Source organism: Enterobacter sp. C3_dUdeg (genome assembly GCF_057536195.1).
This window is the reverse complement of the sequence record NZ_BAAKFX010000003.1, coordinates 259,285-279,764: the sequence shown is the minus strand read 5'-3', so window position 1 is coordinate 279,764 and position 20,480 is coordinate 259,285. Positions and strand designations below refer to the sequence as shown.

The window sequence follows — 20,480 nt, the reverse complement described above, 5'->3', positions numbered from 1 at the left end:
CCTTGCAGCATAGCGTGGATTATCGGAATGGAGAAGCCGTGACAGACTGTGCTCACACAGCCTGAGGAGGTTTATATGCACACCATCGAACAGATCTTTATTAACGGCGAATTTGTTACCCCGCACGGCAACGAGTGGTTTGATTTGTACAACCCGGCGACGGCGCAGGTCATCGGCCAGGTTCGTCTGGCGGACGAGGTTGACGCGGAGCGCGCCGTTGCGGCGGCGAAAGCGGCGTTTCCGGCGTGGTCGCAGACCACTAAACAGGAACGCCTCGCGGCGCTAAAACGTATGCACGCCGCCGTGGCCGCCCGTCACGACGATCTGCTGGAAGCGGTCATTGAAGAGTACGGCGCGCCCGCCTCGCGCTCGGCGTGGATGGCCAGCTATCCGGCGGAGGTGATTGCTCAGGCCATCGAGGCGCTGGAGGCGTTTGAATTTATCACCCCCGCAGGCGCAGCGACGGTGCAGATGACGCCGCTTGGCGTGGCCGGGCTCATCACGCCGTGGAACAGCGACGCGGGGTTTATCTGCGGCAAGCTGGCGGCCGCGCTGGCTGCGGGCTGTACGGCAGTCATCAAGCCGAGCGAAATGAGCGCCCTGCAAACCCGGATTGTCACCGAAGCGCTGCGCGATGCCGCGCTGCCGCCGGGCGTGTTTAACATCGTCACCGGACGCGGCGAAACCGTCGGTGAAACCATCAGCCGTCATCCCGACGTGGCAAAAATCTCGTTTACCGGCTCGACGAATACCGGCAAGGCGATCCTGCGCAACGCGGCGGAGAGCTTTAAGCGCGTTACCCTGGAGTTAGGCGGTAAATCGCCGACGATCCTGCTGGATGATGTGGATCTGGCGCAGGCGATCCCGCTGGTGATTCAGGCCGGATTTATGAACAGCGGGCAGGCGTGCGTGGCCGGAACGCGCATTCTGGTGCCGCAGGCGCGCAAGGCGGAGATCGAAGCCGCATTGGCGCAGGCCGTGGCGGCGGTGAAATCGGGCGATCCGCGCGATAGCGCGACGGACGTCGGCCCGATGGTCAGCGAAAAGCAGTGGCAGCGGGTGCAGGGCTATATCCGTAAAGGAATCGAAGATGGGGCGCGCCTGCTGGCGGGTGGTGAAGGGAGACCGGACGGCACGCGAGACGGCTGGTTTGTGCGCCCTACGCTGTTTGCCGACGTGAACAACCAGATGACGGTCGCCCGTGATGAGATTTTCGGCCCGGTGCTGTGCGCGATCCCTTATCGTGACGAGGGGGAGGCGATCGCGATTGCCAATGATACCGACTACGGACTGAGCGCGATGGTGCTGGGCGGCGATGCGAACCGCGCGCGACGCGTGGCGCAGCAGATTGTTTCCGGTCGCGTGCTGGTGAATACCCTTGCCCATGAGCCGAAAGCGCCGTTCGGCGGGTTTAAGCACTCCGGCGTGGGGCGCGAGATGGGCGAGTGGGGAATTCGGGCGTTTATGGAGCCGAGGTCGATTCTGAGCTAAAACCTGCCCGGTGGCGCTGCGCTTACCGGGCCTACAGGAGCCCACAGGCCGGATAAGCGCAGCGCCATCCGGCACAACACTTCGCTCTTTGCCGAAGCATCGTTCCTCTCTACCCTGCATTCTCTCCCCAACATCACTACGGAGAGACCATCATGATTGCAGTCATTTTCGAAGCCAAAGCCGCGCCCGCCCATCAGGCGCGCTACCTACAGCTCGCTGCCGAACTCAAACCTCTGCTGGCGGACATCGACGGCTTCATTGATATCGAACGTTTTCAGAGCCTGACGACCGACGGCAAAATCCTGTCCCTTTCCTGGTGGCGCGACGAAGAGGCCGTCCGCCGCTGGAAGCAGAACGTCTTTCATCAGGCCGCGCAGGCCGAAGGGCGGGAGTCGATTTTCGCGTACTACCGCATTCGGGTGGCGCAGCTGGTGCGGGAGTATAGTTCCGAAACCGGAGGGCACGCGGATGTATGACGTTCACCTTATTCTGCTGACGGATGATGATAAGCTGGCCGCAGAGATCACCGAACCCTGGGCGACACATGTTAAAAACGAGCCTACCTCCTGATAACAGCGCGGCGCTGGAACAGGCCATTGCCGCGGTGGCTGCCGCAATGGCCGATCCGTCGCGTGTAAAGATGCTGTGCGCGCTGATGGACGGGCGGGCGTGGACCGCTACCGAGTTGAGCGCGGCGGCAGACGTTGCGCCGTCGACCGCCAGCGGGCATCTTGCCCGGCTGGTGGAAGGGCAATTGGTTACCTGCCTGTCGCAGGGGCGGCACCGCTATTATCGTCTGGCGGGGCACGACGTGGCGGCGCTGGTGGAGCAGATGATGGGGCTCTCCTGGAGCCGCATCACCCCGCCGGAAACAAGCGCGCCGAAAGCCATGCGCGAGGCCCGAACCTGCTACGACCATCTTGCCGGAAGGGTTGCGGTGCAAATCTACGATTTTATGCAGGCGGAAGGCTGGCTGGAGGCAGACGGTTCAGCGCTCACGCCGTATGGCCGGGAGCAGTTTCTGAAGCTTGGTATTCCGTTAAATCCCAATACACGTCGCAAGGCCTGCTGCGCCTGTCTGGACTGGAGCGAGCGGCGGTTTCATCTGGGCGGTGAGGCGGGCGCGGCGCTGCTCATTCATCTGGAAAGCAAAGGGTGGATCCAGCGGGTGGCGGGGTACAGGGAGGTGGTGGTGACGGTTTCGGGGAAAAGTGCCGTCAGGAGACTTTTTAGCCGCTAAACTCTGCTGCGGGCTGGTGCCCTCACCCCAGCCCTCTCCCACGGGGAGAGGGAGAATATCTTTTTCGCAATTCCTGCTCTTTCGCCTCTCGTTTCTTGATACTTACCCTGATAACTATTATCTTGACCGCGTGTGACGAGAGGTTTCCCCATGAGCGAAGAAGAACTGTTTAGCCGCAGGCCGATGGGCATGCGGATGGCGATGATCGTGCGCCAGTGGCGTGCGGTAATCGACGACGCCATTCTCGATACCGGGTTAACCCAGTCGAGCTGGACGGTGATGATGCAGCTTCATCAGCTCGGGGATAACGTCTCCGTGAGTGAGCTGGCGGAGGTGCAGGGCATTGAACTGCCGCCGCTGATGCGCACCCTGACACAGCTGGAAAAGCAGGGTTACCTGCTGCGCTCCGTATCGCCTTATGACAAGCGCATCCGGCTTCTGACGCTGACGCCTGAGGGAAAAGCCCTATTACAAAGGCTCACTCGGGTGATTGAGACCTATCAGGCGCGCGTATCGCAAAACATCGCGCCGGAACATATCGACATTTTCAGCGCCACCCTGAATCAATTCGCCTGCAATTTGCGGATAATCCGCGAAGAAGATAACAAGACCGAAAAATAATGACCCCTGAACAAAAGTTTGCCCGCTGGGTAAGGGTGAGTATTGCCTCTTTCCTGCTGATGTTTGTCTACTTTATCGTCGCGGATCTCTGGATCCCGCTGACGCCGGACTCCACCGTGATGCGCGTGGTGACGCCGGTTTCTCCGCGCGTCTCCGGCTACGTGGCGGCGGTACATGTCCACAACAACAGCCAGGTGAAGAAAGGCGATCTGCTGTTTGAGCTCGACGACACGCCGTTTCGCAATAAAGTGGAAGCGGCGCAAATCGCGCTTGAGCAGGCACGCCTTTCCAACGACCAGCTGGATGCGCAGATCGCTGCCGCGCAGGCCAGCCTGAAAACCGCCGTGCTGACCGCGCGTAACGATAAAGTGACCTTCGATCGCTACCAGAAGCTGAGCACCCTGCAGAACGTCTCGCAGGCGGATCTGGATAAGGTTCGCACCACCTGGCAGAGCAGCGAGCAGTCCGTCAGCTCCATTCAGGCCAATATCCATAACCTGCGCATTCAGCGCGGCGAGCGGGACGAGCATCGCAACGTGACGCTGCAAAAATACCGTAACGCGCTGGATGAGGCGGAACTTAACCTCGGCTGGACGAAGGTCTATGCCCAGGCGGACGGCACGGTCAGTAACCTGCAGTTAAGCCCGGGCTTTTACGCTTCCTCGGGTTCAGCCGCGCTGGCGCTGGTGAACAACCAGACCGATATCGTCGCCGATTTTCGCGAAAAAAGCCTGCGCCACACCCATCAGGGCACCGACGCCGCCGTGGTGTTCGACGCCTTCCCGGGGCACGTTTTCCGCGCCCACGTGACCAGCAGCGACGCGGGGATACTGGCAGGTCAGGAGGCCGTGAACGGTCAACTCTCCGAGCCGGAAACCTCCAACCGCTGGGTGCGCGATGCCCAACGCATGCGTATTCACGTCGCGCTGGACGAAGAATTGCCGAAGCATCTGCCGACCGGCGCGCGCGCCACCGTGCAGCTCTACAACAGCGAGGGGCCGTTTGCGCGCTTCTTCTCCGGAATGCAGATCCATCTGGTGAGCCTGCTGCACTATGTTTATTAGTTCGATGTCTATTAGCACCCTGGCGCGGGTGTTTACCCCGCACGGCAACATCGTCTATACGGCAAACGACTTTCGCCAGACCCTGCGCATCGTCTTTGCCGGGATGATTGCGCTGAGCATCTCCAGCTTCTACAACACCAGCTACGGCGTGTTTTTTGTGGTCTATCCGATCATGCTGCTGTCGCTGGTGCCGGTGTTTAACCGCCACGTGGCGAAGCAGTTTATCTTCAGCGCCGCGCTAAACTGCGTCGAAATGATCTTCATCATCGGCTATCTGTCGCAATGGCCGGTCATCATGACGCTGGTGGTGTTTGCCCTGTACGTGATGCGTTTTCGCTTTATGAGCAAGGGGCCGCTGTTCCTGTTTGGCTCAATGGGCGTGGTGTGCCAGAGCGTGATGCTCAACTTTATGAGCTACCCCACCACCAGCTGGCACACGCTGCTGTTTTCCAACATCGAAGCGAGCGTGATGGCGGTGTGCCTGAGCGCGCTGATGAACTATCTCCTGCCGGACGTGGAGCCCCGCAGGCCGCCGCCGCTGATTGAGAAAGACGATGCCCGCGTGCGCCACGAGTCGCTGCTCTCCGGCACCGTCGCGACGCTGATATTCGTGGTGTTTCAGATTAGCGACTTAAGCGATTCGCTTTCGGCGCTGATGGCGGGGATTTTGATCCTGTTCCCCATGCACTACCGCGGTTCGGTGATGAGCTCGATCTGGCGCGTGGTCGGCGTGGTGCTGGGCTGTCTCTATATTCTGGTGGTGCAGCTGATCCTCTACGATCACAGCAGCCATATGCTGCTGATGATGCCGCTGATTGGCCTCGGGCTGGCGTTTGGCGCGCGTCTGCACGTGATGGAAAAGGTGGGCGCGGGCGTGGGGTTCTCCAGCATCACGACCATCGGCATTATGTTCGGGCAGAACATGCACCCGGACACTGACCTGGTGTTCAGCGATCTCTACCGCATCACCTCCGTTACCTTTTCGCTGGTCGCAACGCTGACGATGGTCTTTCTGGTGCACCTGATCCTCAACCGCTTCGAGGCGACGCGCTACGTCATCGCGCCGCCCAAGGTAGATTAATGTCCCAGCACGGCAGGCAGCTGCGAGAGTAAAAACAGGATCAGGCCAATCGTCCCGCCCACCAGCGTGCCGTTGACGCGGATGAACTGCAGATCTTTACCGATGTTAAGCTCAATCTGGCGGGACATGTCTTTGGCGTCCCAGCTTTTGACCGTGTCGCTGATGTGGCGCGTCAGGAACGCCGCGAAATCCGGCGCGAGGCGGTGCGCGGCCTGCTCCAGATGTTCGTTCAGCGACGCCCGCAGGCTGGTGTCGTTAGACAGCGTTTCGCCAAACCACAGCCCGGCGTTGGCGATGCGCTGCTTCACCCGCGAATCCTCGCTTTGCATATCCGCTTTCAGCCACTGGCGCAGGTCGGCCCACATCTCTCCCAGATAGCGGTTAAACGCCTCATCGTTTTTCAGGTAGTGCTTGATGTTGTCGGCTTTCGCCGCCATTTCCGGATCGTTTTTCAGGTTGTCGATAAGCTTCAGCGTGGCGCGGTCGAACGCCTGGCGGATCTGGTGCGTGCGGTCGTGGCTGATATCGTCCAGCAGCGCGTTCACCGCGTTCGACACCATCTCCGCGCTTTGATCGCCCAGCCACTCGGTGGGCAGCACCATCGCTTTGCGCGGGTGTTCGGTCTTCAGCCAGTGGACAATCTGATCGGCAATAAAGTCCCGCGTGCTCTCCCGCTGAATCAGGGTAATCAGACGGTTGATGATCGCATCCAGCAGCACCTGGTGGCGGTTGTTTTTGGTCATGCTCTCCAGCATCACGGCGCTGGTTTCGGTGAAATCGACCTTGTCGATGGCCTTATGCACCGCCCGTTTGAGCAGGCGCTGAATGCGTCCATCGTCGGTGAGTTCGAGAAAACCGCTCATCACCTGCATCAAATGCAGCCCGACGCGCTGGGCGTTGTCCGGTTTGCTGAACCAGGCGCCGATCATCTGGGCAGGTTCATAGCGGCGGATGAGTGCCACCAGCGACTGGGTATCAAGAAACTTCTCCTGCACAAACTGGCCGAGATTGTCGCCGATCCGGTCTTTATTGCGCGGGATAATCGCCGTATGGCGCGAGATAAACGGAATGGGCACCCGGCGGAACAGCGCAACCACGGCAAACCAGTCTGCCAGCGCGCCGACCATCGCCGCCTCGGCAATGGCCTTCACGCCGCGCACCCAGAAGGTCTGCGGCAGGAACAGGGTGGTGATAAACGCCGCGGCGGCAACCAGCAGCAGCGACAGCGCCAGCAGCTTGGCGCGTTTGAGTTCAGCTATTTTTTCCATGGGTTAAGGATAGAGGGAAGCGGGGGGAAAGTGCAAAGAAGGAGAAGGACCTCCGCGTTTCAGCTTCTGGAATGCGCCTTCAGATATTGAAATTGAACGATGTCGACCGGTTCAATTTACGAACGTTTTGTATATGCTTTTTTGTATATACAATAAGGGAAGGGTACACTATGCCAACGGAGTTTGAATGGGATACCAACAAAGCGAAAAGCAATCTCATTAAGCATGGGATCCGCTTTGAAGAAGCTGTTCTGGTGTTTGACGATCCTTACAATTTATCTTTGCAGGATCGTCATGAAAATGGAGAGTTCCGTTGGCAGACCATTGGCCTTGTACATGGTCTAATTGTCATTATGGTCGCACACACGGTACGTTTTGAAAGTGGTGACGAAGTCATTCGAATCATTAGCGCACGAAAGGCGGACCGTAAAGAGAGGAGCCGTTATGAGCATGGTTAAACATAATCGCGGTAGTGCGCCTGAGATGAGTGCTCGCCGTGAGGCTGAGCTCAAAGCACTAGCCGAAAAACCGGAAGCAGAGATTGATTACAGCGATATCCCTGCCACGGGAGATGAACAGTGGTCAGGGGCGGTGCGAGGGAAGTTCTATCGGCCACTCAAAACTCAGGCGTCTGTACGTATCGACGCTGACGTGATGGAGTGGCTTAAACGGCCTGGAAAAGGTTACCAGACGAGGCTCAATGCCATTTTGCGTGAAGCTATGCTGCGCGATCAAAACAAAAAATAAGCAACGGGCGGCGTCAGGCTGCCCGCTATCTCAGCGTATATTTTCCAGTAGCCGCCACAGCACCCACCCGCCAAATCCCATCAGCACCACCCCCGCCGTGCGCTCAATCCACCACAGCGAACGGCTGAGCTTCTGTTGTACCGCCGATAGCCCCATCAGCGACACCAGCGCGACATCCCACGCCAGCACCACCATCACCATCCAGACGCCGCAGGTCGCCTGCTGAAGCAGCGTGACGTCCGGCCCCAGCAAGGCCGTCATCAGCGCCAGATAGAACAGCGCGTTCTTCGGGTTTAACAGCGCCGAACCGAGCCCCAGCAGGATCTGCTTTTGCCGTGAGGGAAAGCGCTGGTGGGTTTCATTCAGCGCCCGCGCCTGCTGGCGGCTGCGAATCAGATGCGAGCCGATCCACAGCAGGTACAGCGCCCCGCAAAGTTCGATAAGGGTAAACAGCCACGTAAACTGGCGCAGCGCGCTCCAGCCGATAATCACCAGAAGAATATAAAGCGCGTTGCCCGCGGCAATGCCGAGGCACAGTCCGGCGCTGCCGCGCAGCCGATAGCTCGCGGCGTAGCCCACCAGCAGGAAGAAATCCGGGCCCGGGCTTAACAGGGCAACAAAGTGCGCCAGCACCAGGGCGAGAAAAGTGGAAGGGAAGAACAGTTCCATAGCGACCTCGGTTAACAATCCGAGGTCAGAGTACGGCGCTGCAGAACCTATTTATTGTCTGATATTGATCGGCCGGTGGCGTACTGGCGCGGCGTGGCGGCGGTATAGCTGACGAAGGTCTTATGAAAATGGCTCTGGTCGGCAAAGCCGCTCTGGTAGCCGACGTCGGCAATATCGTCCCCGGCACGCAGCCGCGCCTTGGCGTACTCCACGCGGGAGATGTTGAGAAAACTGCCCGGCGTCAGGCCGGTGTCCTGCCTGAAGGTGCGGATCAGCGTCTCCTTGCGCAGCGAGAAGCGTTGGGCAAGCTCGTCGAGGGAAGGCGGGCAGGCGAGATCGGAAAGGAATGCCTGCTGAACCTGCTGGCTGGTTGCGCGAAGCGCGTCAGCGTTATCCGCGGCGCGGGGAAGGGAAGAAAGCAGCGTTTCCAGTGATGCCGGAGACAGGGTCTCAACAACGTCCTGGTAATGGGCAAACAGGGTTGGGCTACGAATCACCTGTAGCGCCAGCGGAAGCCCTGTGTCGATGTAGAGCATATGGTAGCTGCGCGGTTGCCCGGCGACGGGGTTACAGCTGTGCGGCACACCGGCCGGGATCGCGATGAGGTCCCCGGGGTTAAGGATGTACTCTCTGTCATGACACACGCAGCAGGTTTGGCCCTCCACAATCGCTCCGATGGAGAGCTGAGGGTGACTGTGGCGTTTGTACGCCTGCGTACTCTGCCAGGTGCTGCGCAGCTCAAGGCCTGAGGCGCGGTGAAAAGTCTGGCGGATATGTCGGGTATCGGTCATGGGCGCTCCTTCTGAAGATTTTTTATACCACGTCAGCGAACCGTCCGGCAGCGCTTCATTAAGAACCTTCCGGATATACCCAACTTTACGTCCATAGCCAGTCATGTTGACTACCCTTAATACCCTAAGCGGTAAAACAAGGAGATTCGACATGGCTTATCAGACAGTAAATCCTGCCACTAACCAGCTCATCAAAGAATACCCCTCACATACCGACGCGGATATCGAAGCGGCGCTGAAGGCGGCCGATGCGCTTTATCATTCAGACTGGGCGAAAGGCGACATCAGCCAGCGCCTGCCGGTGCTGCATAAGCTTGCCGATCTGATCGACGAGCGCGTGGAGGATCTGGCTAAAATCGCCAGCCAGGAGATGGGTAAGCTCATCGAACAGAGCCGCGGCGAGGTGAAGCTGTGCGCGCAGATCGCCCGCTACTACGCCGACAACGCGCAGCGGTTCCTGGCCCCGGAGAAGTACGACTCTGAGCTCGGTGAAGCCTGGGTGGAGCATCACCCCATCGGCGTGCTGATGGCCGTTGAGCCGTGGAACTTCCCGTACTACCAGCTGATGCGCGTCCTGGCGCCAAACCTGGCGGCGGGTAACCCCGTCATCGCCAAACATGCCAGCATCGTGCCGCACTGCGCCGAGACCTTTGCCCATCTGGTGCGCGAGGCGGGGGCGCCGGAAGGGGCGTGGACCAACCTGTTTATTTCGTCCGAGCAGGTGGCGAACATCATTGCCGACGATCGCGTGCAGGGCGCCGCATTAACCGGCTCCGAAAAGGCGGGCAGCGTTGTGGCGGCGCAGGCGGCGAAGCACATCAAGAAATCTACGCTGGAGCTGGGCGGTAATGACGTGTTCGTGGTCCTGGATGACGCAGACCTTGAGAAGGCCGTGAAAATTGGCGTTAACGCGCGACTCAACAACGCCGGGCAGGTCTGCACCGCGGCGAAGCGCTTTATACTGCATGAAAAGATTGCGGATGCCTTCCTGAGCAAATTCACCGAGGCGTTTAAGCAGGTGAAGATTGGCGATCCGCTGGACGAAAGCACCACGCTGGGGCCGCTGTCGTCTAAAGATGCGCTCGAAACGCTGACCAGACAGGTTAACGAGGCGGTGAAAAACGGCGCCACGCTGCACTATGGCGGCAAACCGGCGCAGCGCGACGGGAGTTTCTTCGAACCGACGATCCTGACGAATATCTCCCGCGATAACCCGGCGTATTTCGAAGAGTTCTTCGGCCCGGTGGCGCAGATGTACGTGGTGAAAAACGACGACGAGGCGGTCGCGCTGGCGAACGACTCCCACTACGGCCTGGGCGGGGCGGTATTCAGCCAGAATATCGAGCGCGCGAAGAAAATGGCGTCGCGGATTGAGACCGGGATGGTGTACATCAACTGGCTCACCGATACCGCGCCAGAGCTGCCGTTCGGCGGCGTGAAGCGCTCCGGCTACGGGCGCGAGCTGTCGGATCTGGGGATCAAAGAGTTTGTGAACCAGAAGCTGGTGGTGGTGCGTAAGTAAGAGATAATAAAAAACCTGCCAGCCGGCAGGTTTTTTTAAGGGATTATTGCACTTCGATCTTGTCCCAGCCGCTTTTGAACATGCAGCTGTCAACTAACGTATCCCGGCGATATTCATTCGCGTCTTCAACCGTGTAGCTCGTGGAAATATCCTTTTTCTTGTTCTTTTTGTCCGTTTTTTCCGAGCTGGATCCGGTCACGACGTTATCCGGGGGCAGATCGATCAGCGCCTGCGCTTCGCATTCCGTGAGCTTTTTATTCATTTCCGCATCGCTGACGCCCGGTTTCACCCATTTGTACTGGACGCAGCCGGCGAGCATCAGCGTGAGGCTCAGAATGCAAAGCGCGGTAATGCGGTGTTTCATCAGAAGGTGACTCCACCGCCTACGTATGCGCCGTCAATCAGCGTGTGGCCAGGACGACCGTCTTTACCGTCCACGCTCACGTGGCGGTAGCCCACCTTCAGGGTCACTGGCGTAATCGGCGTCCAGCTTACGCCGCCGTTGGCTTCGACGTAGTTTTTCACGCTATTGTTCAGGCCTTCTGGTGCGACATAGCCTTCACCGTACACGTGGATGCTGTCGGTCAGAGCAACGTTTACGCCGCCGCCAATCGGGAACGCCACGCCGTTATCGCCTTTTTTCGGGCCGAGGTAGATCGCCTTCGCGCCCGCATTCAGCATCACCGGGCCAAGACCCAGGTTGTAGCCTGCGCCCACGCCGCCGGTCTGGGTACCGTCGTCGGTGTTTTTGAGCCAGTTACTTTCCAGATAAACACCGGATGAGGATTTCCCCATTTCCAGATTGAGGTTGGTAAAGTTTTTACCCTGCTCAACGGTGCCGCCCATCGCCAGTGCGGAACCCGATACGGCAGCCAGAGCAGAAAGAAGAAGGATATTCAGTTTTTTCATGTTTTATGCCTCGTCATTAAATTCATCTGGGCGCACCTTAACAAGCGATGTTAATGACTGCAAATGTGATATAAATCGCGTTTTTATACTGATATTGTTAACTTTTTTATTGAAGTTGTTGCAATGATGTTTGATTGTCGGGGTGTCAACAGGGGATGTTTTTAGCATTTAGGAACCGTTTAGTTTTTTGACTAAACATAAACTGAACGAGGCGGGGATAGTGATTTGAGATGAATTAATTGGGTTTCTAATAATTTCCAAAAATGTTTCGCCTGTCACACAAAACAACAAAGCCTTACATTTCGAGCGATGAATATACGTTCAATCGCGCAGGTCGGTTTCCTTTTCATGTCATTTTTCTGACACGTTTATTCTTTACGTTGTTGGCTTCACTAACTGGATGCTAACAATATGAAAAGAAAAATTATTCCTTTGCTAATCGGCTGTGCGCTCTCTTTCTCTGGCCTGGCGGCGCAGCCTACTGCTGAGCGCTATGTCGTCAGCTTCCCTGAAGGCTCCCACGTGAGCTACAGCGGCGCGTTTGCCAGCGCCTTTCCGAACGGACTACCCGTGGGCATTGGCTCCGGCCTGCTGTTTACGGGCAAGCAGGGCGACGCCCTGACCTTTGCGACCGTGACCGATCGCGGTCCAAACGCCGATGCGCCAAAAATGGGTAAAAACGAAGCCAAAATATTTGTCACGCCTGATTTCGCGCCGATGCTGATGACCATCCGCGTTCAGAACGGCAAAGCGGAGGCTGTCGACGCCCGCCCGCTGCATGATGATAAAGGCGAGATTAACGGTCTGCCGCTGCAAAGCGGCGTGATTGGCTCCACCAATGAAGTGGCGTTCAGCGACACCCTCAAGATCCTGAAGGGCGACAACCGCGGGCTGGACACGGAAGGCATCACGCCGGATGGGAAAGGCGGCTACTGGCTGTGCGACGAATATGGCCCGTTCCTGATTAACGTCGACAGCAAAGGGAAGATCCTGGCGATCCACGGGCCGCAGGCCGCGGAAGGGGAGAAATCCATCGCGGGCGGCCTGCCAAACATCATCAAATGGCGCCAGGCGAACCGGGGCTTTGAAGGCCTGACCCGGATGCCGGACGGGCGGATTATCGCCGCCGTGCAAAGCACGCTGGATATTGACGGCAAGAGCAAAAAGCAGGCGCTGTTTACGCGTCTGGTGAGCTTCGACCCGGCGACCGGGAAAACGGCGATGTACGGTTACCCTATCGACAGCGCGGCCTACAGCAAAAACAGCGACGCCAAAATCGGCGACATCGTGGCGCTCGATGACCAGCACATCCTGCTGATTGAGCAGGGAAGCGATAAAAACGATGGGATGCGTAACCTGATTTACAAGGTGGATCTCAGCAAGGCGAGCGACCTTTCCGCCTTCGACAAGCCGGGCGAGTACCCGGAGTTTGATGATGAGAAAACCCTGGCGCAGCGCGGCATTACCCTTGCGGCTAAAACGCAGGTCGTCGATCTCCGCGCACTGGGCTGGCAGCAGGAGAAGGCCGAAGGGCTGGCGCTGATCGACAGCAAAACGCTTGCGGTAGCGAACGATAACGACTTTGGCGTGAAGGTGGCGATGCAAAACCCGGTCGAGGGCAAGAAGCTCAAGGATTATCGGGTGAACGCGGAAGGCAAGCTGACGCTGGATGATAAGCCGGTGGAAACCACGCTCGGCGTGAAGCCGCTGAAGAAGCCGGAGTCGGACAGCGAGCTGTGGATTGTGACGCTGCCGGAGGCGGTGAAATAAGTATCCCCACAAAATAATGCCTGCACAGACGCCCCCTCTCCCTTGAGGGAGAGGGCTGGGGTGAGGGGGAACATACGGCTCTAGTGGTCATTCCGTTCACTTCATGTTCCTTGCTACTCTGTAACGGCATGACCGGTGAACGTGCCAGGGTGGCTCAATCGCCACCACCCTGGCGACCCGGGCTCCCGGCGGTAAATCGCCGCTTCGCGGTGCCCTCAGCTTATTCCTTCAGGCTATCGGGTCGGGCATGAGCCTGCATCCCTGCAGGCCACGCCCTCTCGGCGCATCCCTGCGCCTCGCCCCGGCCTTACGGAAACGCTTCGGCGATTTACAGCCGGACCAGGGCGTCGCTGTAAGTCATTAATTAACCTGAAGCAACGTTCATCGCTTCAGGTTAATAAATTACTGGGCAGAGGGGATGCATGGCTGTTATTTCTTCAGACCCGCAAACGCCGCCCGAATCTCTTCTTCCGGGAGTTGGATACCGATAAACACCATCACGCTGTGCGGTGCCTCCTCGCCCCAGGGGCGATCCCAGTCTGCGCTGTACAGGCGCTGCACGCCCTGGAACAGCAGGCGGTTCGGCTCGCCGTCAATCCACAGCATCCCTTTGTAGCGCAGCAGCTTGTCGGCAAACGACAGCAGCAGGTTTTCCATCACGCGCGAAACCTCGCCGATGTCCACCGGGTAGTCCAGCTCCACCACTATCGACGCCACGTCGTTTTGCCTGTCTCCCATAAAGTGGAAGCGCGGTTTTGCGGTGACGTTCTCCTCCAGCATAAAGCCGTTGGTGTTGAACAGCTGAGACAGATCGATGTCGCCATGCGTCACCGTGTAAACCGGCGCGCGAGAGTTAATGCGCGTCAGGCGTTCGCGCAGCTTAACGCTTTCGCCCGCCACGTCGGTTTTGGTCAGCAGGATGCGGTCGGCGTAGCCCACCTGAGACTGGGCGATGGTGAACTGGTTCATCTGTTCGTCGGCGTGAACCGCATCGACCAGGGCAATTACGCCGTCCAGCAGGTAGCGCTGGCACAGGATCTCGTGAGAGAAAAAGGTCTGAATAATCGGGCCGGGGTCGGCCATGCCGGTGCACTCGATCACCAGGCGGTCAAAGTCGATCTCGCCGCGATCGCGGCTGTCGATTAGATCCAGCAGGGCGTCTTCTAATTCGTTAGAGCGGGTGCAGCAGATGCAGCCGTTGGTCAGGGTTTTGATCTGGGTGGCGCGATCGCCGATCAATTGATCGTCAACGGAGACCTCGCCGAATTCGTTTTCGATGACGGCGATTTTGAAGCCGTGCTGTTCGTTCAGGATGTGGCGCAGCAGGGTGGTTTTACCGGCGCCGAGGAAACCGGTCAGCAGGGTAACGGCAATCGGGGTCATGGTCTCTCCTTTAGCAGCAGCGGACGCCGCCTTCTCCACTTCCGCCGTAGCGCGCTTCCTGGCGCTCGCGGAAGAATTCGGTGTAGGTCATGTACGGCTTATCCGGATGGTTGGTCTTCATGTGCTCAACGTAGTTGTCATAGTCCGGAATGCCAATCAGCATTTTCGCCGCCTGACCGAGGTATTTTTTTGCTTCGCCTAAGTTACCAAACATTGTGGGTTCCAGACAGAAAAAGCCCGGCGATGTGAGTCCGCTGGGCTTATGTTCCCCTCATCCCAGCCCTCTCCCAAAGGGAGAGGGGGAGGATTGCGGATTAATGGTGTGAAGAGGTCTTCACGCCGCCTTCCGGCACCGGCACGTACGGGGTTTCTTTATCCGTACGGCCGTCGGCGTTGCGCACGTTCAGCCAGGTTTTGATGCCGTAGAAGATGATGCTGTACACCACCACCAGGAACAGAATGCTCAGACCCGCGTTGGTGTAGTTGTTCACCACGATATGGTTCATGTTGGCAATCTGCTGCGCGGTCAGGTCCGCGCCGCCTGCGGCAATCTTCTCTTTGTACTGGTTAGCCATGAAGAAGAAGCCTTCCAGCTGCGGGTTGGCGCTGAACAGCTTCAGGCCAAGCGCCCAGGTGGTGCAGAGCAGCAGCCACAGCGCAGGAACAACGGTTACCCAGATGTATTTGGTGCGCTTCATCTTCACGAGGACCACGGTACCGAGCACCAGAGCAACGGCTGCGAGCATCTGGTTAGAGATACCGAACAGCGGCCACAGGCTCTTCACGCCGCCGAGCGGGTCGACAACGCCCTGATACAGCAGGTAGCCCCACAGGCCGACGCAGCCCGCAGTACCCAGAATGCCCGCTACCAGAGAGTCGGTTTTCTTCAGGAACGGCACGAAGTTACCGAGCAGGTCCTGCAGCATGAAGCGGCCCGCACGGGTACCGGCGTCCAGCGCGGTCAGGATGAACAGCGCTTCGAACAGAATACCGAAGTGGTACCAGAAGCCCATGTCCGCCCACGGCAGCACCTTGTGGAACACGTGTGCGATACCGACGGCCAGCGTCGGCGCGCCACCGGCGCGGTTCAGTACGGACGGTTCGCCGATGTCCTTCGCGGTTTGCATGATCTGCTCAGGCGAAATCACGAAGCCCCAGGAGCTAACGGTCGCCGCCGCGTGTGCGCTCGCGTCCTTCAGCTGCGCCATAATCAGCGCCGCGTTGTCACCGCCCATTTCGTGCAGGTTTGGCATGGTGATGCCGAGGCCCGCAGGCGGGGTGTTCATCGCGAAGTAGAGACCCGGTTCGATAATGGAGGCTGCAACCAGCGCCATGATCGCCACGAAGGACTCCATCAGCATCGCGCCGTAGCCGATCAGACGCGCGTCTTTCTCGTTCGCCAGCAGCTTAGGCGTGGTACCGGAGGCAATCAGGGCGTGGAAGCCGGAGACCGCACCGCAGGCGATGGTGATGAACAGGAACGGGAACAGGGCGCCTTTCCACAGCGGGCCGGTACCGTCGATGTACTGGGTTACCGCAGGCATTTTCAGATCCGGGTTAATCACCAGGATGCCGATCGCCAGACCGACGATAACGCCGATTTTCAGGAAGGTCGCCAGGTAGTCACGCGGGGCCAGAATCAGCCAGACCGGCAGCAGCGCGGAGATAAACGCATAGCCAATCAGCGCGAAGGTAATGGTAGTGTCCTTGAAGGTCAGCGCCGGGCCCCAGTAAGGGTCGTGCGCAATCACGCCGCCGAAGTAGATGGAGGCTACCAGCAGCACGATACCAATCACCGACACTTCACCTACGCGTCCCGGTCTCAGGAAGCGCATGTAGATCCCCATGAACAGCGCAATTGGCACGGTTGAGCAGACGGTGAAGACGCCCCACGGACTTTCGGCCAGCGCTTTCACCACGATCAGGGCCAGCACCGCGAGGATGATGATCATAATCAGGAAGCAGCCGAACAGAGCGATCGTCCCCGGCACGCGGCCCATCTCTTCTTTGACCATCTCACCCAGAGAGGCGCCGTTACGGCGAGAAGAGATAAACAGCACCATAAAGTCCTGCACCGCACCCGCCAGCACCACGCCGGCGAGCAGCCACAGGGTACCCGGCAGGTAGCCCATCTGCGCGGCCAGCACCGGGCCCACCAACGGGCCTGCGCCGGCGATAGCGGCAAAGTGGTGACCAAACAGCACGTAGCGGTTGGTTGGCACGTAGTTCAGGCCGTCATTGTTAATGACCGCCGGGGTGGCGCGCGTCGGGTCGAGCTTCATGACCTTCTGCGCGATGTACAAGCTGTAGTAGCGATAAGCAACAAGATAGACGGAAACCGACGCGACCACGATCCACAGGGCGCTTACGTGTTCGCCCCGGCGTAATGCGACAACCGCCAGACAGAAAGCGCCGAGGATCCCGAGTAAGGCCCAGGGCACGTGCTTCAGTAGTTTTTTAGTATCCATAGTAAGACCTGGTTTTTTATGTAAAGAAAAAAGGGTCAGGGTTCGTTGTGAGGAGGTATTGATTAATGCTGGAGCGATCGTGCCAGATCCTCGCGCGTGTAAAGGACGGTAAATGAATGAGTGGTTGAAAGTGCCGGGTGAGCGGTCAAAGGGGGCGACGAGCGGTTCCGGCTCGCCGCCAGGGGGCGAAATTATGTGATTGAGATCACTTGATTATTCGGGTTACGCTCCACCGCCAGATAGTTCTCCAGCGTTCTAATCAGTTTTTCCTTCAGCCAGTTCGGTTCCAGAATCTGAATGTGGGGCAGCCAGTAGAACAGCAGCGGTAGGATCTGGTTCTCGTGCGCCGCCTGGCAGCGCAGCGTGACGCCGCCCTGCTGCTCCTCCAGCAGCTCCTGTTCCGGCAGAAGATCGCGGCGCAGGAAGTAATGTGAAATATTATCTTTGATAAATATTTTCACCGCGAAAGTATTTTCAGACACCCAGGGATCGAGGCTTTTCTCCAGCAGCTCAAGGACATTTTCTTCGGGCGTGAAGGTCGTTTTCTGAATATCAAACCAGCTAATCTGGCTCAATGAGAAGGATTTCAGGCGGCTATTTTCGGTGGCTTGTAAATACCATATATTTTTTTTGTTAATGAGTTTATAGGGATTAATCAGACGGGTTTTTCCCTTATAAACGATCTGACAAACATTATGGTTTTTAATCGATCTCTCGATTTTCGTTAAATGACGGCGAATATCACGTTCTACCGTGTGTTCTGCCTCATTTCCAAGAATGAGAATATGGTTTTCGTCAACGCGCGTTTCAAGCTTTTGCCAGAATTCCATATTTCTTTCAGGGAAAAAGCTGTCAGCATTCAGGAAGTTAGCAAGGGTGTGATGTAAGCCTTGTCCGCCGGGCGATTGTGCAGAATGGATCAGCCGATATAGCCCGTTACCGGTATGCTCAACAATGGGAGAGAGGGCATTTAAATCCCGGTAGACGGTACGCTCGGTAATTTTAAATTTTTCCATTAGCGCACTGCGGTTTACCACACCGTTTAAATGTAGCTCAACCAGAATATCGACCAGACGTTCAGCCGAGCGGCTCCGCGTCGTTTTAGCCATAAGGTCATCCTGTATATTTAGGTATGCGCTGAATGATGCGGATGCACTGACAAAGGGTGTCAGTATTCAGTCACAGAAAATTTCTCTTATGGGTATATAACGGCGTGATTTAGCGGAAACCTTAGGAGTTTTTGTAGAAAGCGGCGCTGGCCGGAAAAAAAGGCCAGCGCGAGGGGGGATCACACGGCGGCTTCCGCCTCCAGCATGACCGGATGGAAACGGCGCTTGAAGTAGATCAGACCGTGTCCCGCGTCACTCAGAATAATGTTCTTAACTTCAACAAGGTAGACAAGATGCGTGCCGATGGTTTGCACCTGGCTAATCTCGCCCTCAAGGCTGGCGAGCGCGCCCTTGAGCACCGGCTGCGCCAGCGGTCCTTTCTGCCAGCAGGAGAGGGCAAAGCGCTCCTCCATCGTCATACCGGTCATCCCCGCAAAATGGCGAGCCATGATCTCCTGTTCGTGGTTCAGCACGTTAACGCACAGCCTGCCGTTGCCCTGAAATACCGGGTTCATGGCGCTGTTGGCGTTGATGCACACCATAACCGACGGCGGGGTGTCCGTGACCGAACAGACGGCGGTAGCGGTAATGCCGCAGCGGCCCGCCTCGCCCTCGGTGGTGACCACATTGACCGCCGCCGACAGGCTACTCATTGCGTCGCGAAAACGCAGGCGTTGTTCATCTGAATGCATTGCAACCTCCCGCTGCGCTATTTCAGCAGCTTGTCGAGCATGTTGATATCGCTGTTGTTGTGCAGGTGCGGCACCGTCCAGCCGTGCTGGTCGTATTCGGACATGCAGCGGTCAACCATCGCCATCATTTTGTCCATGTTGCCGGAGCTCTGCGCCTGGCGCAGACACTGCAGGCGGATCTCATCCTGGCTGCCGGAGTAGTTGATTTCGTACAGCTCGTGACGGCCGCCAAACTCGCTGCCGATGGCGTCCCACATCAGCTTCAAAATCTTGATGCGCTCGACGTGATCCATGCCGTTGGAGCCGCGCACGTACTTCGCCAGATACTGGTCGATCTGCGGGTTGTTCAGATCCCGGGCGCTGGACGGCAGGTAGATCAGCCCGGACGTCACGTTACGCTCGATGATGTTCTTGATCTTCGCGTAGGCCATCGGCGCCATCACGCGGTAGGTTTGTAGCGCGGCGTGATCCGGCAGATACGCGCCGTTGACCCACGGGGTGGCTTCGGAGCACATGGAGTCACTCAGCGCCCAGAACATGTTGCGCCAGGCCACCACTTCGCCGAGATCCGCCTGCACGCCGCGGAACTCCAGGGTGCCGGTACACTCCAGGGATTTCTTCAGCAGGGCGGTGATGAAGTCGAGCTTCACCGCCAGGCGAACGCAGGCCTGCAACGGGTACATCCGCGCAAAGCCGCCTTCCATCGTCCAGCGACGGCAGCGGTCGAAATCGCGGTAGATCAGCACGTTTTCCCACGGGATCAGCACATGATCCATCACCAGGATCGCGTCGTTCTCGTCGAAGCGGCTGGAGAGCGGGTAGTCGTACGGGGATCCGGTTGCGCCTGCCACCATCTCGTAAGAGGCGCGGGAGATCAGCTTCACGCCTTCGGCATCCATCGGCGCGACGAACATCAGCGCGAAGTCCGGGTTTTCGCCCATCACCTGCGCGGAGCCGAAGCCGATCATGTTGTAGTGGGTCAGCGCCGAGTTGGTTGCTACCACCTTCGCGCCGCTGACGATAATCCCGGCATCGGTCTCTTTCTCCAGCTTGATGTAGACGTCTTTCACCTCGTCCGCCGGCTTGTGGCGGTCGATCGGCGGGTTAACGATGGCGTGGTTGAAGTACAGGCCGGTTTCCTGAATGCGGGTGTACCAGTTGCGGGCGTTCTGTTCGAACTGGCCGTAGAAGGCCGGGTTGGCGCCGAGCGCGCAGCCGAACGCGGCTTTGTAGTCCGGCGTGCGGCCCATCCAGCCGTAGCTCAGGCGCGACCACTCGGCGATGGCGTCACGCTGCTGGCGCAGGTCGTCGGCGCTTTTCGCCACGCGGAAGAACTTGTGGGTATAGCCGCCGCTGCCGGTGTCGGTGCCCCAGCAGAGCGTGTCCTGCATCTCCGGCTTGTGCAGCGCGTCGTACATCTGTGCGATGGAGGCCGCCGCGTTGCGAAACGCCGGATGGGTGGTGACGTCTTTGACGCGCTCGCCGTAGATATAAATCTCACGGCCGTCCTGCAGGCTTTTTAAATACTCTTCGCCGGTTAACGGACGTTTGGCATCAGCGCGGAAATCTTCAGGCTTCATAGGGACCTCGTATCGGAATAAGGTTGTTAAATTTATGTTTTGTTTTTGTTGTTTAATTGAAGCCTGAGAGGGGCG

Annotated in this window: 21 protein-coding genes and 1 pseudogene; 11 read left to right on the top strand and 11 right to left on the bottom strand. The window is 58.2% G+C overall.

The genetic code is table 11. The features are described 5' to 3' along the window. Positions 1-75: 75 nt before the first annotated feature. The 7 genes and pseudogenes from AC27FC_RS11350 (at position 76) to AC27FC_RS11320 (ending at position 5,497) form a co-directional block, all read left to right on the top strand. Positions 76-1,491 carry an aldehyde dehydrogenase family protein gene (locus AC27FC_RS11350; protein ID WP_094935518.1) on the top strand — a complete coding sequence of 472 codons (1,416 nt, stop codon included), beginning with the start codon at positions 76-78 and terminating at the stop codon, positions 1,489-1,491. Between the two features lie 152 nt (positions 1,492-1,643). Further along, entirely contained in the window at positions 1,644-1,967 is a 324-nt protein-coding gene (locus tag AC27FC_RS11345; RefSeq protein WP_033144543.1) for an antibiotic biosynthesis monooxygenase family protein, read from the top strand. A 4-nt stretch (positions 1,968-1,971) separates the two neighbouring features. Next, positions 1,972-2,061, top strand: a pseudogene (locus AC27FC_RS11340) (amino acid-binding protein); the annotation flags it as partial. Beyond that, positions 2,036-2,731: an ArsR/SmtB family transcription factor gene (locus AC27FC_RS11335; protein ID WP_094935517.1), complete on the top strand. Its 696-nt coding sequence runs from the start codon at positions 2,036-2,038 to the stop codon at positions 2,729-2,731. The pseudogene AC27FC_RS11340 and the gene AC27FC_RS11335, both read left to right, overlap by 26 nt. Positions 2,732-2,881: 150 nt before the next feature. Then, complete coding sequence (locus AC27FC_RS11330) at positions 2,882-3,352, top strand: MarR family winged helix-turn-helix transcriptional regulator (protein WP_094935516.1); 471 nt, start codon at positions 2,882-2,884, stop codon at positions 3,350-3,352. Continuing rightward, complete coding sequence (locus AC27FC_RS11325; protein ID WP_094935515.1) at positions 3,349-4,416, top strand: HlyD family secretion protein; 1,068 nt, start codon at positions 3,349-3,351, stop codon at positions 4,414-4,416. The genes AC27FC_RS11330 and AC27FC_RS11325 overlap by 4 nt, the downstream gene beginning before the upstream one ends. Positions 4,417-4,420: 4 nt before the next feature. Beyond that, positions 4,421-5,497, top strand: coding sequence for a DUF2955 domain-containing protein (locus AC27FC_RS11320; protein WP_023310256.1), 1,077 nt, complete (start codon positions 4,421-4,423; stop codon positions 5,495-5,497). On the opposite strand, the gene AC27FC_RS11315 is transcribed toward AC27FC_RS11320, so the two are convergent. Beyond that, positions 5,494-6,765, bottom strand: coding sequence for a DUF445 domain-containing protein (locus AC27FC_RS11315; protein ID WP_094935514.1), 1,272 nt, complete (start codon positions 6,763-6,765; stop codon positions 5,494-5,496). The two genes, AC27FC_RS11320 and AC27FC_RS11315, sit on opposite strands and share 4 nt — an antisense overlap. 170 nt (positions 6,766-6,935) lie before the next feature. Here AC27FC_RS11315 and AC27FC_RS11310 point away from each other — a divergent pair, with 170 nt between their 5' ends. Next, positions 6,936-7,223, top strand: coding sequence for a BrnT family toxin (locus tag AC27FC_RS11310; RefSeq protein WP_196354849.1), 288 nt, complete (start codon positions 6,936-6,938; stop codon positions 7,221-7,223). Beyond that, positions 7,210-7,512, top strand: coding sequence for a BrnA antitoxin family protein (locus tag AC27FC_RS11305; protein ID WP_196354850.1), 303 nt, complete (start codon positions 7,210-7,212; stop codon positions 7,510-7,512). The genes AC27FC_RS11310 and AC27FC_RS11305 overlap by 14 nt, the downstream gene beginning before the upstream one ends. A 30-nt stretch (positions 7,513-7,542) precedes the next feature. Here the strand turns inward: AC27FC_RS11305 and AC27FC_RS11300 are convergent, their stop codons facing one another. Together AC27FC_RS11300 and AC27FC_RS11295 are read right to left on the bottom strand one after the other, a co-directional pair. Continuing rightward, positions 7,543-8,181 carry a LysE family translocator gene (locus tag AC27FC_RS11300; RefSeq protein WP_196354851.1) on the bottom strand — a complete coding sequence of 213 codons (639 nt, stop codon included), beginning with the start codon at positions 8,179-8,181 and terminating at the stop codon, positions 7,543-7,545. 47 nt (positions 8,182-8,228) lie between these two features. Continuing rightward, complete coding sequence (locus AC27FC_RS11295) at positions 8,229-8,972, bottom strand: helix-turn-helix transcriptional regulator (protein ID WP_196354852.1); 744 nt, start codon at positions 8,970-8,972, stop codon at positions 8,229-8,231. A 151-nt stretch (positions 8,973-9,123) separates the two neighbouring features. Between AC27FC_RS11295 and AC27FC_RS11290 the strand changes: the two genes are divergently transcribed. Next, positions 9,124-10,494, top strand: a complete 1,371-nt coding sequence (locus AC27FC_RS11290) for an NAD-dependent succinate-semialdehyde dehydrogenase (protein WP_196354853.1) — start codon at positions 9,124-9,126, stop codon at positions 10,492-10,494. 43 nt (positions 10,495-10,537) lie between these two features. Here AC27FC_RS11290 and AC27FC_RS11285 read toward each other — a convergent pair whose 3' ends face one another. Together AC27FC_RS11285 and AC27FC_RS11280 are read right to left on the bottom strand one after the other, a co-directional pair. Continuing rightward, entirely contained in the window at positions 10,538-10,858 is a 321-nt protein-coding gene (locus tag AC27FC_RS11285) for a hypothetical protein (RefSeq protein WP_196354854.1), read from the bottom strand. After that, on the bottom strand, positions 10,858-11,403 hold the full coding sequence (locus AC27FC_RS11280; RefSeq protein WP_023310269.1) for a YfaZ family outer membrane protein: 546 nt from the start codon (positions 11,401-11,403) through the stop codon (positions 10,858-10,860). The genes AC27FC_RS11285 and AC27FC_RS11280 overlap by 1 nt, the downstream gene beginning before the upstream one ends. A 411-nt stretch (positions 11,404-11,814) precedes the next feature. Here AC27FC_RS11280 and AC27FC_RS11275 point away from each other — a divergent pair, with 411 nt between their 5' ends. Then, entirely contained in the window at positions 11,815-13,173 is a 1,359-nt protein-coding gene (locus tag AC27FC_RS11275; protein ID WP_196354855.1) for an esterase-like activity of phytase family protein, read from the top strand. Positions 13,174-13,602: 429 nt separating this feature from the next. On the opposite strand, the gene yjiA is transcribed toward AC27FC_RS11275, so the two are convergent. The 6 genes from yjiA to hpaB all read right to left on the bottom strand — a co-directional run bounded on the left by yjiA (position 13,603) and on the right by hpaB (position 20,405). Further along, positions 13,603-14,556 carry a GTPase gene (gene yjiA, locus AC27FC_RS11270; RefSeq protein WP_094935510.1) on the bottom strand — a complete coding sequence of 318 codons (954 nt, stop codon included), beginning with the start codon at positions 14,554-14,556 and terminating at the stop codon, positions 13,603-13,605. Between the two features lie 10 nt (positions 14,557-14,566). Continuing rightward, positions 14,567-14,770: a YbdD/YjiX family protein gene (locus AC27FC_RS11265; protein WP_003856610.1), complete on the bottom strand. Its 204-nt coding sequence runs from the start codon at positions 14,768-14,770 to the stop codon at positions 14,567-14,569. A 100-nt stretch (positions 14,771-14,870) separates the two neighbouring features. Next, a complete protein-coding gene (locus tag AC27FC_RS11260) occupies positions 14,871-17,024 on the bottom strand; it encodes a carbon starvation CstA family protein (RefSeq protein WP_023334384.1) in 2,154 nt (717 codons plus the stop codon). Positions 17,025-17,215: 191 nt separating this feature from the next. Continuing rightward, on the bottom strand, positions 17,216-18,133 hold the full coding sequence (locus AC27FC_RS11255; protein WP_033144554.1) for a helix-turn-helix transcriptional regulator: 918 nt from the start codon (positions 18,131-18,133) through the stop codon (positions 17,216-17,218). Between the two features lie 179 nt (positions 18,134-18,312). Next, positions 18,313-18,825, bottom strand: a complete 513-nt coding sequence (locus tag AC27FC_RS11250) for a 4-hydroxyphenylacetate 3-monooxygenase reductase subunit (protein ID WP_023310274.1) — start codon at positions 18,823-18,825, stop codon at positions 18,313-18,315. A gap of 17 nt (positions 18,826-18,842) precedes the next feature. Continuing rightward, on the bottom strand, positions 18,843-20,405 hold the full coding sequence (gene hpaB / locus AC27FC_RS11245) for a 4-hydroxyphenylacetate 3-monooxygenase, oxygenase component (RefSeq protein WP_033144556.1): 1,563 nt from the start codon (positions 20,403-20,405) through the stop codon (positions 18,843-18,845). Between the last annotated feature and the right edge of the window lie 75 nt (positions 20,406-20,480).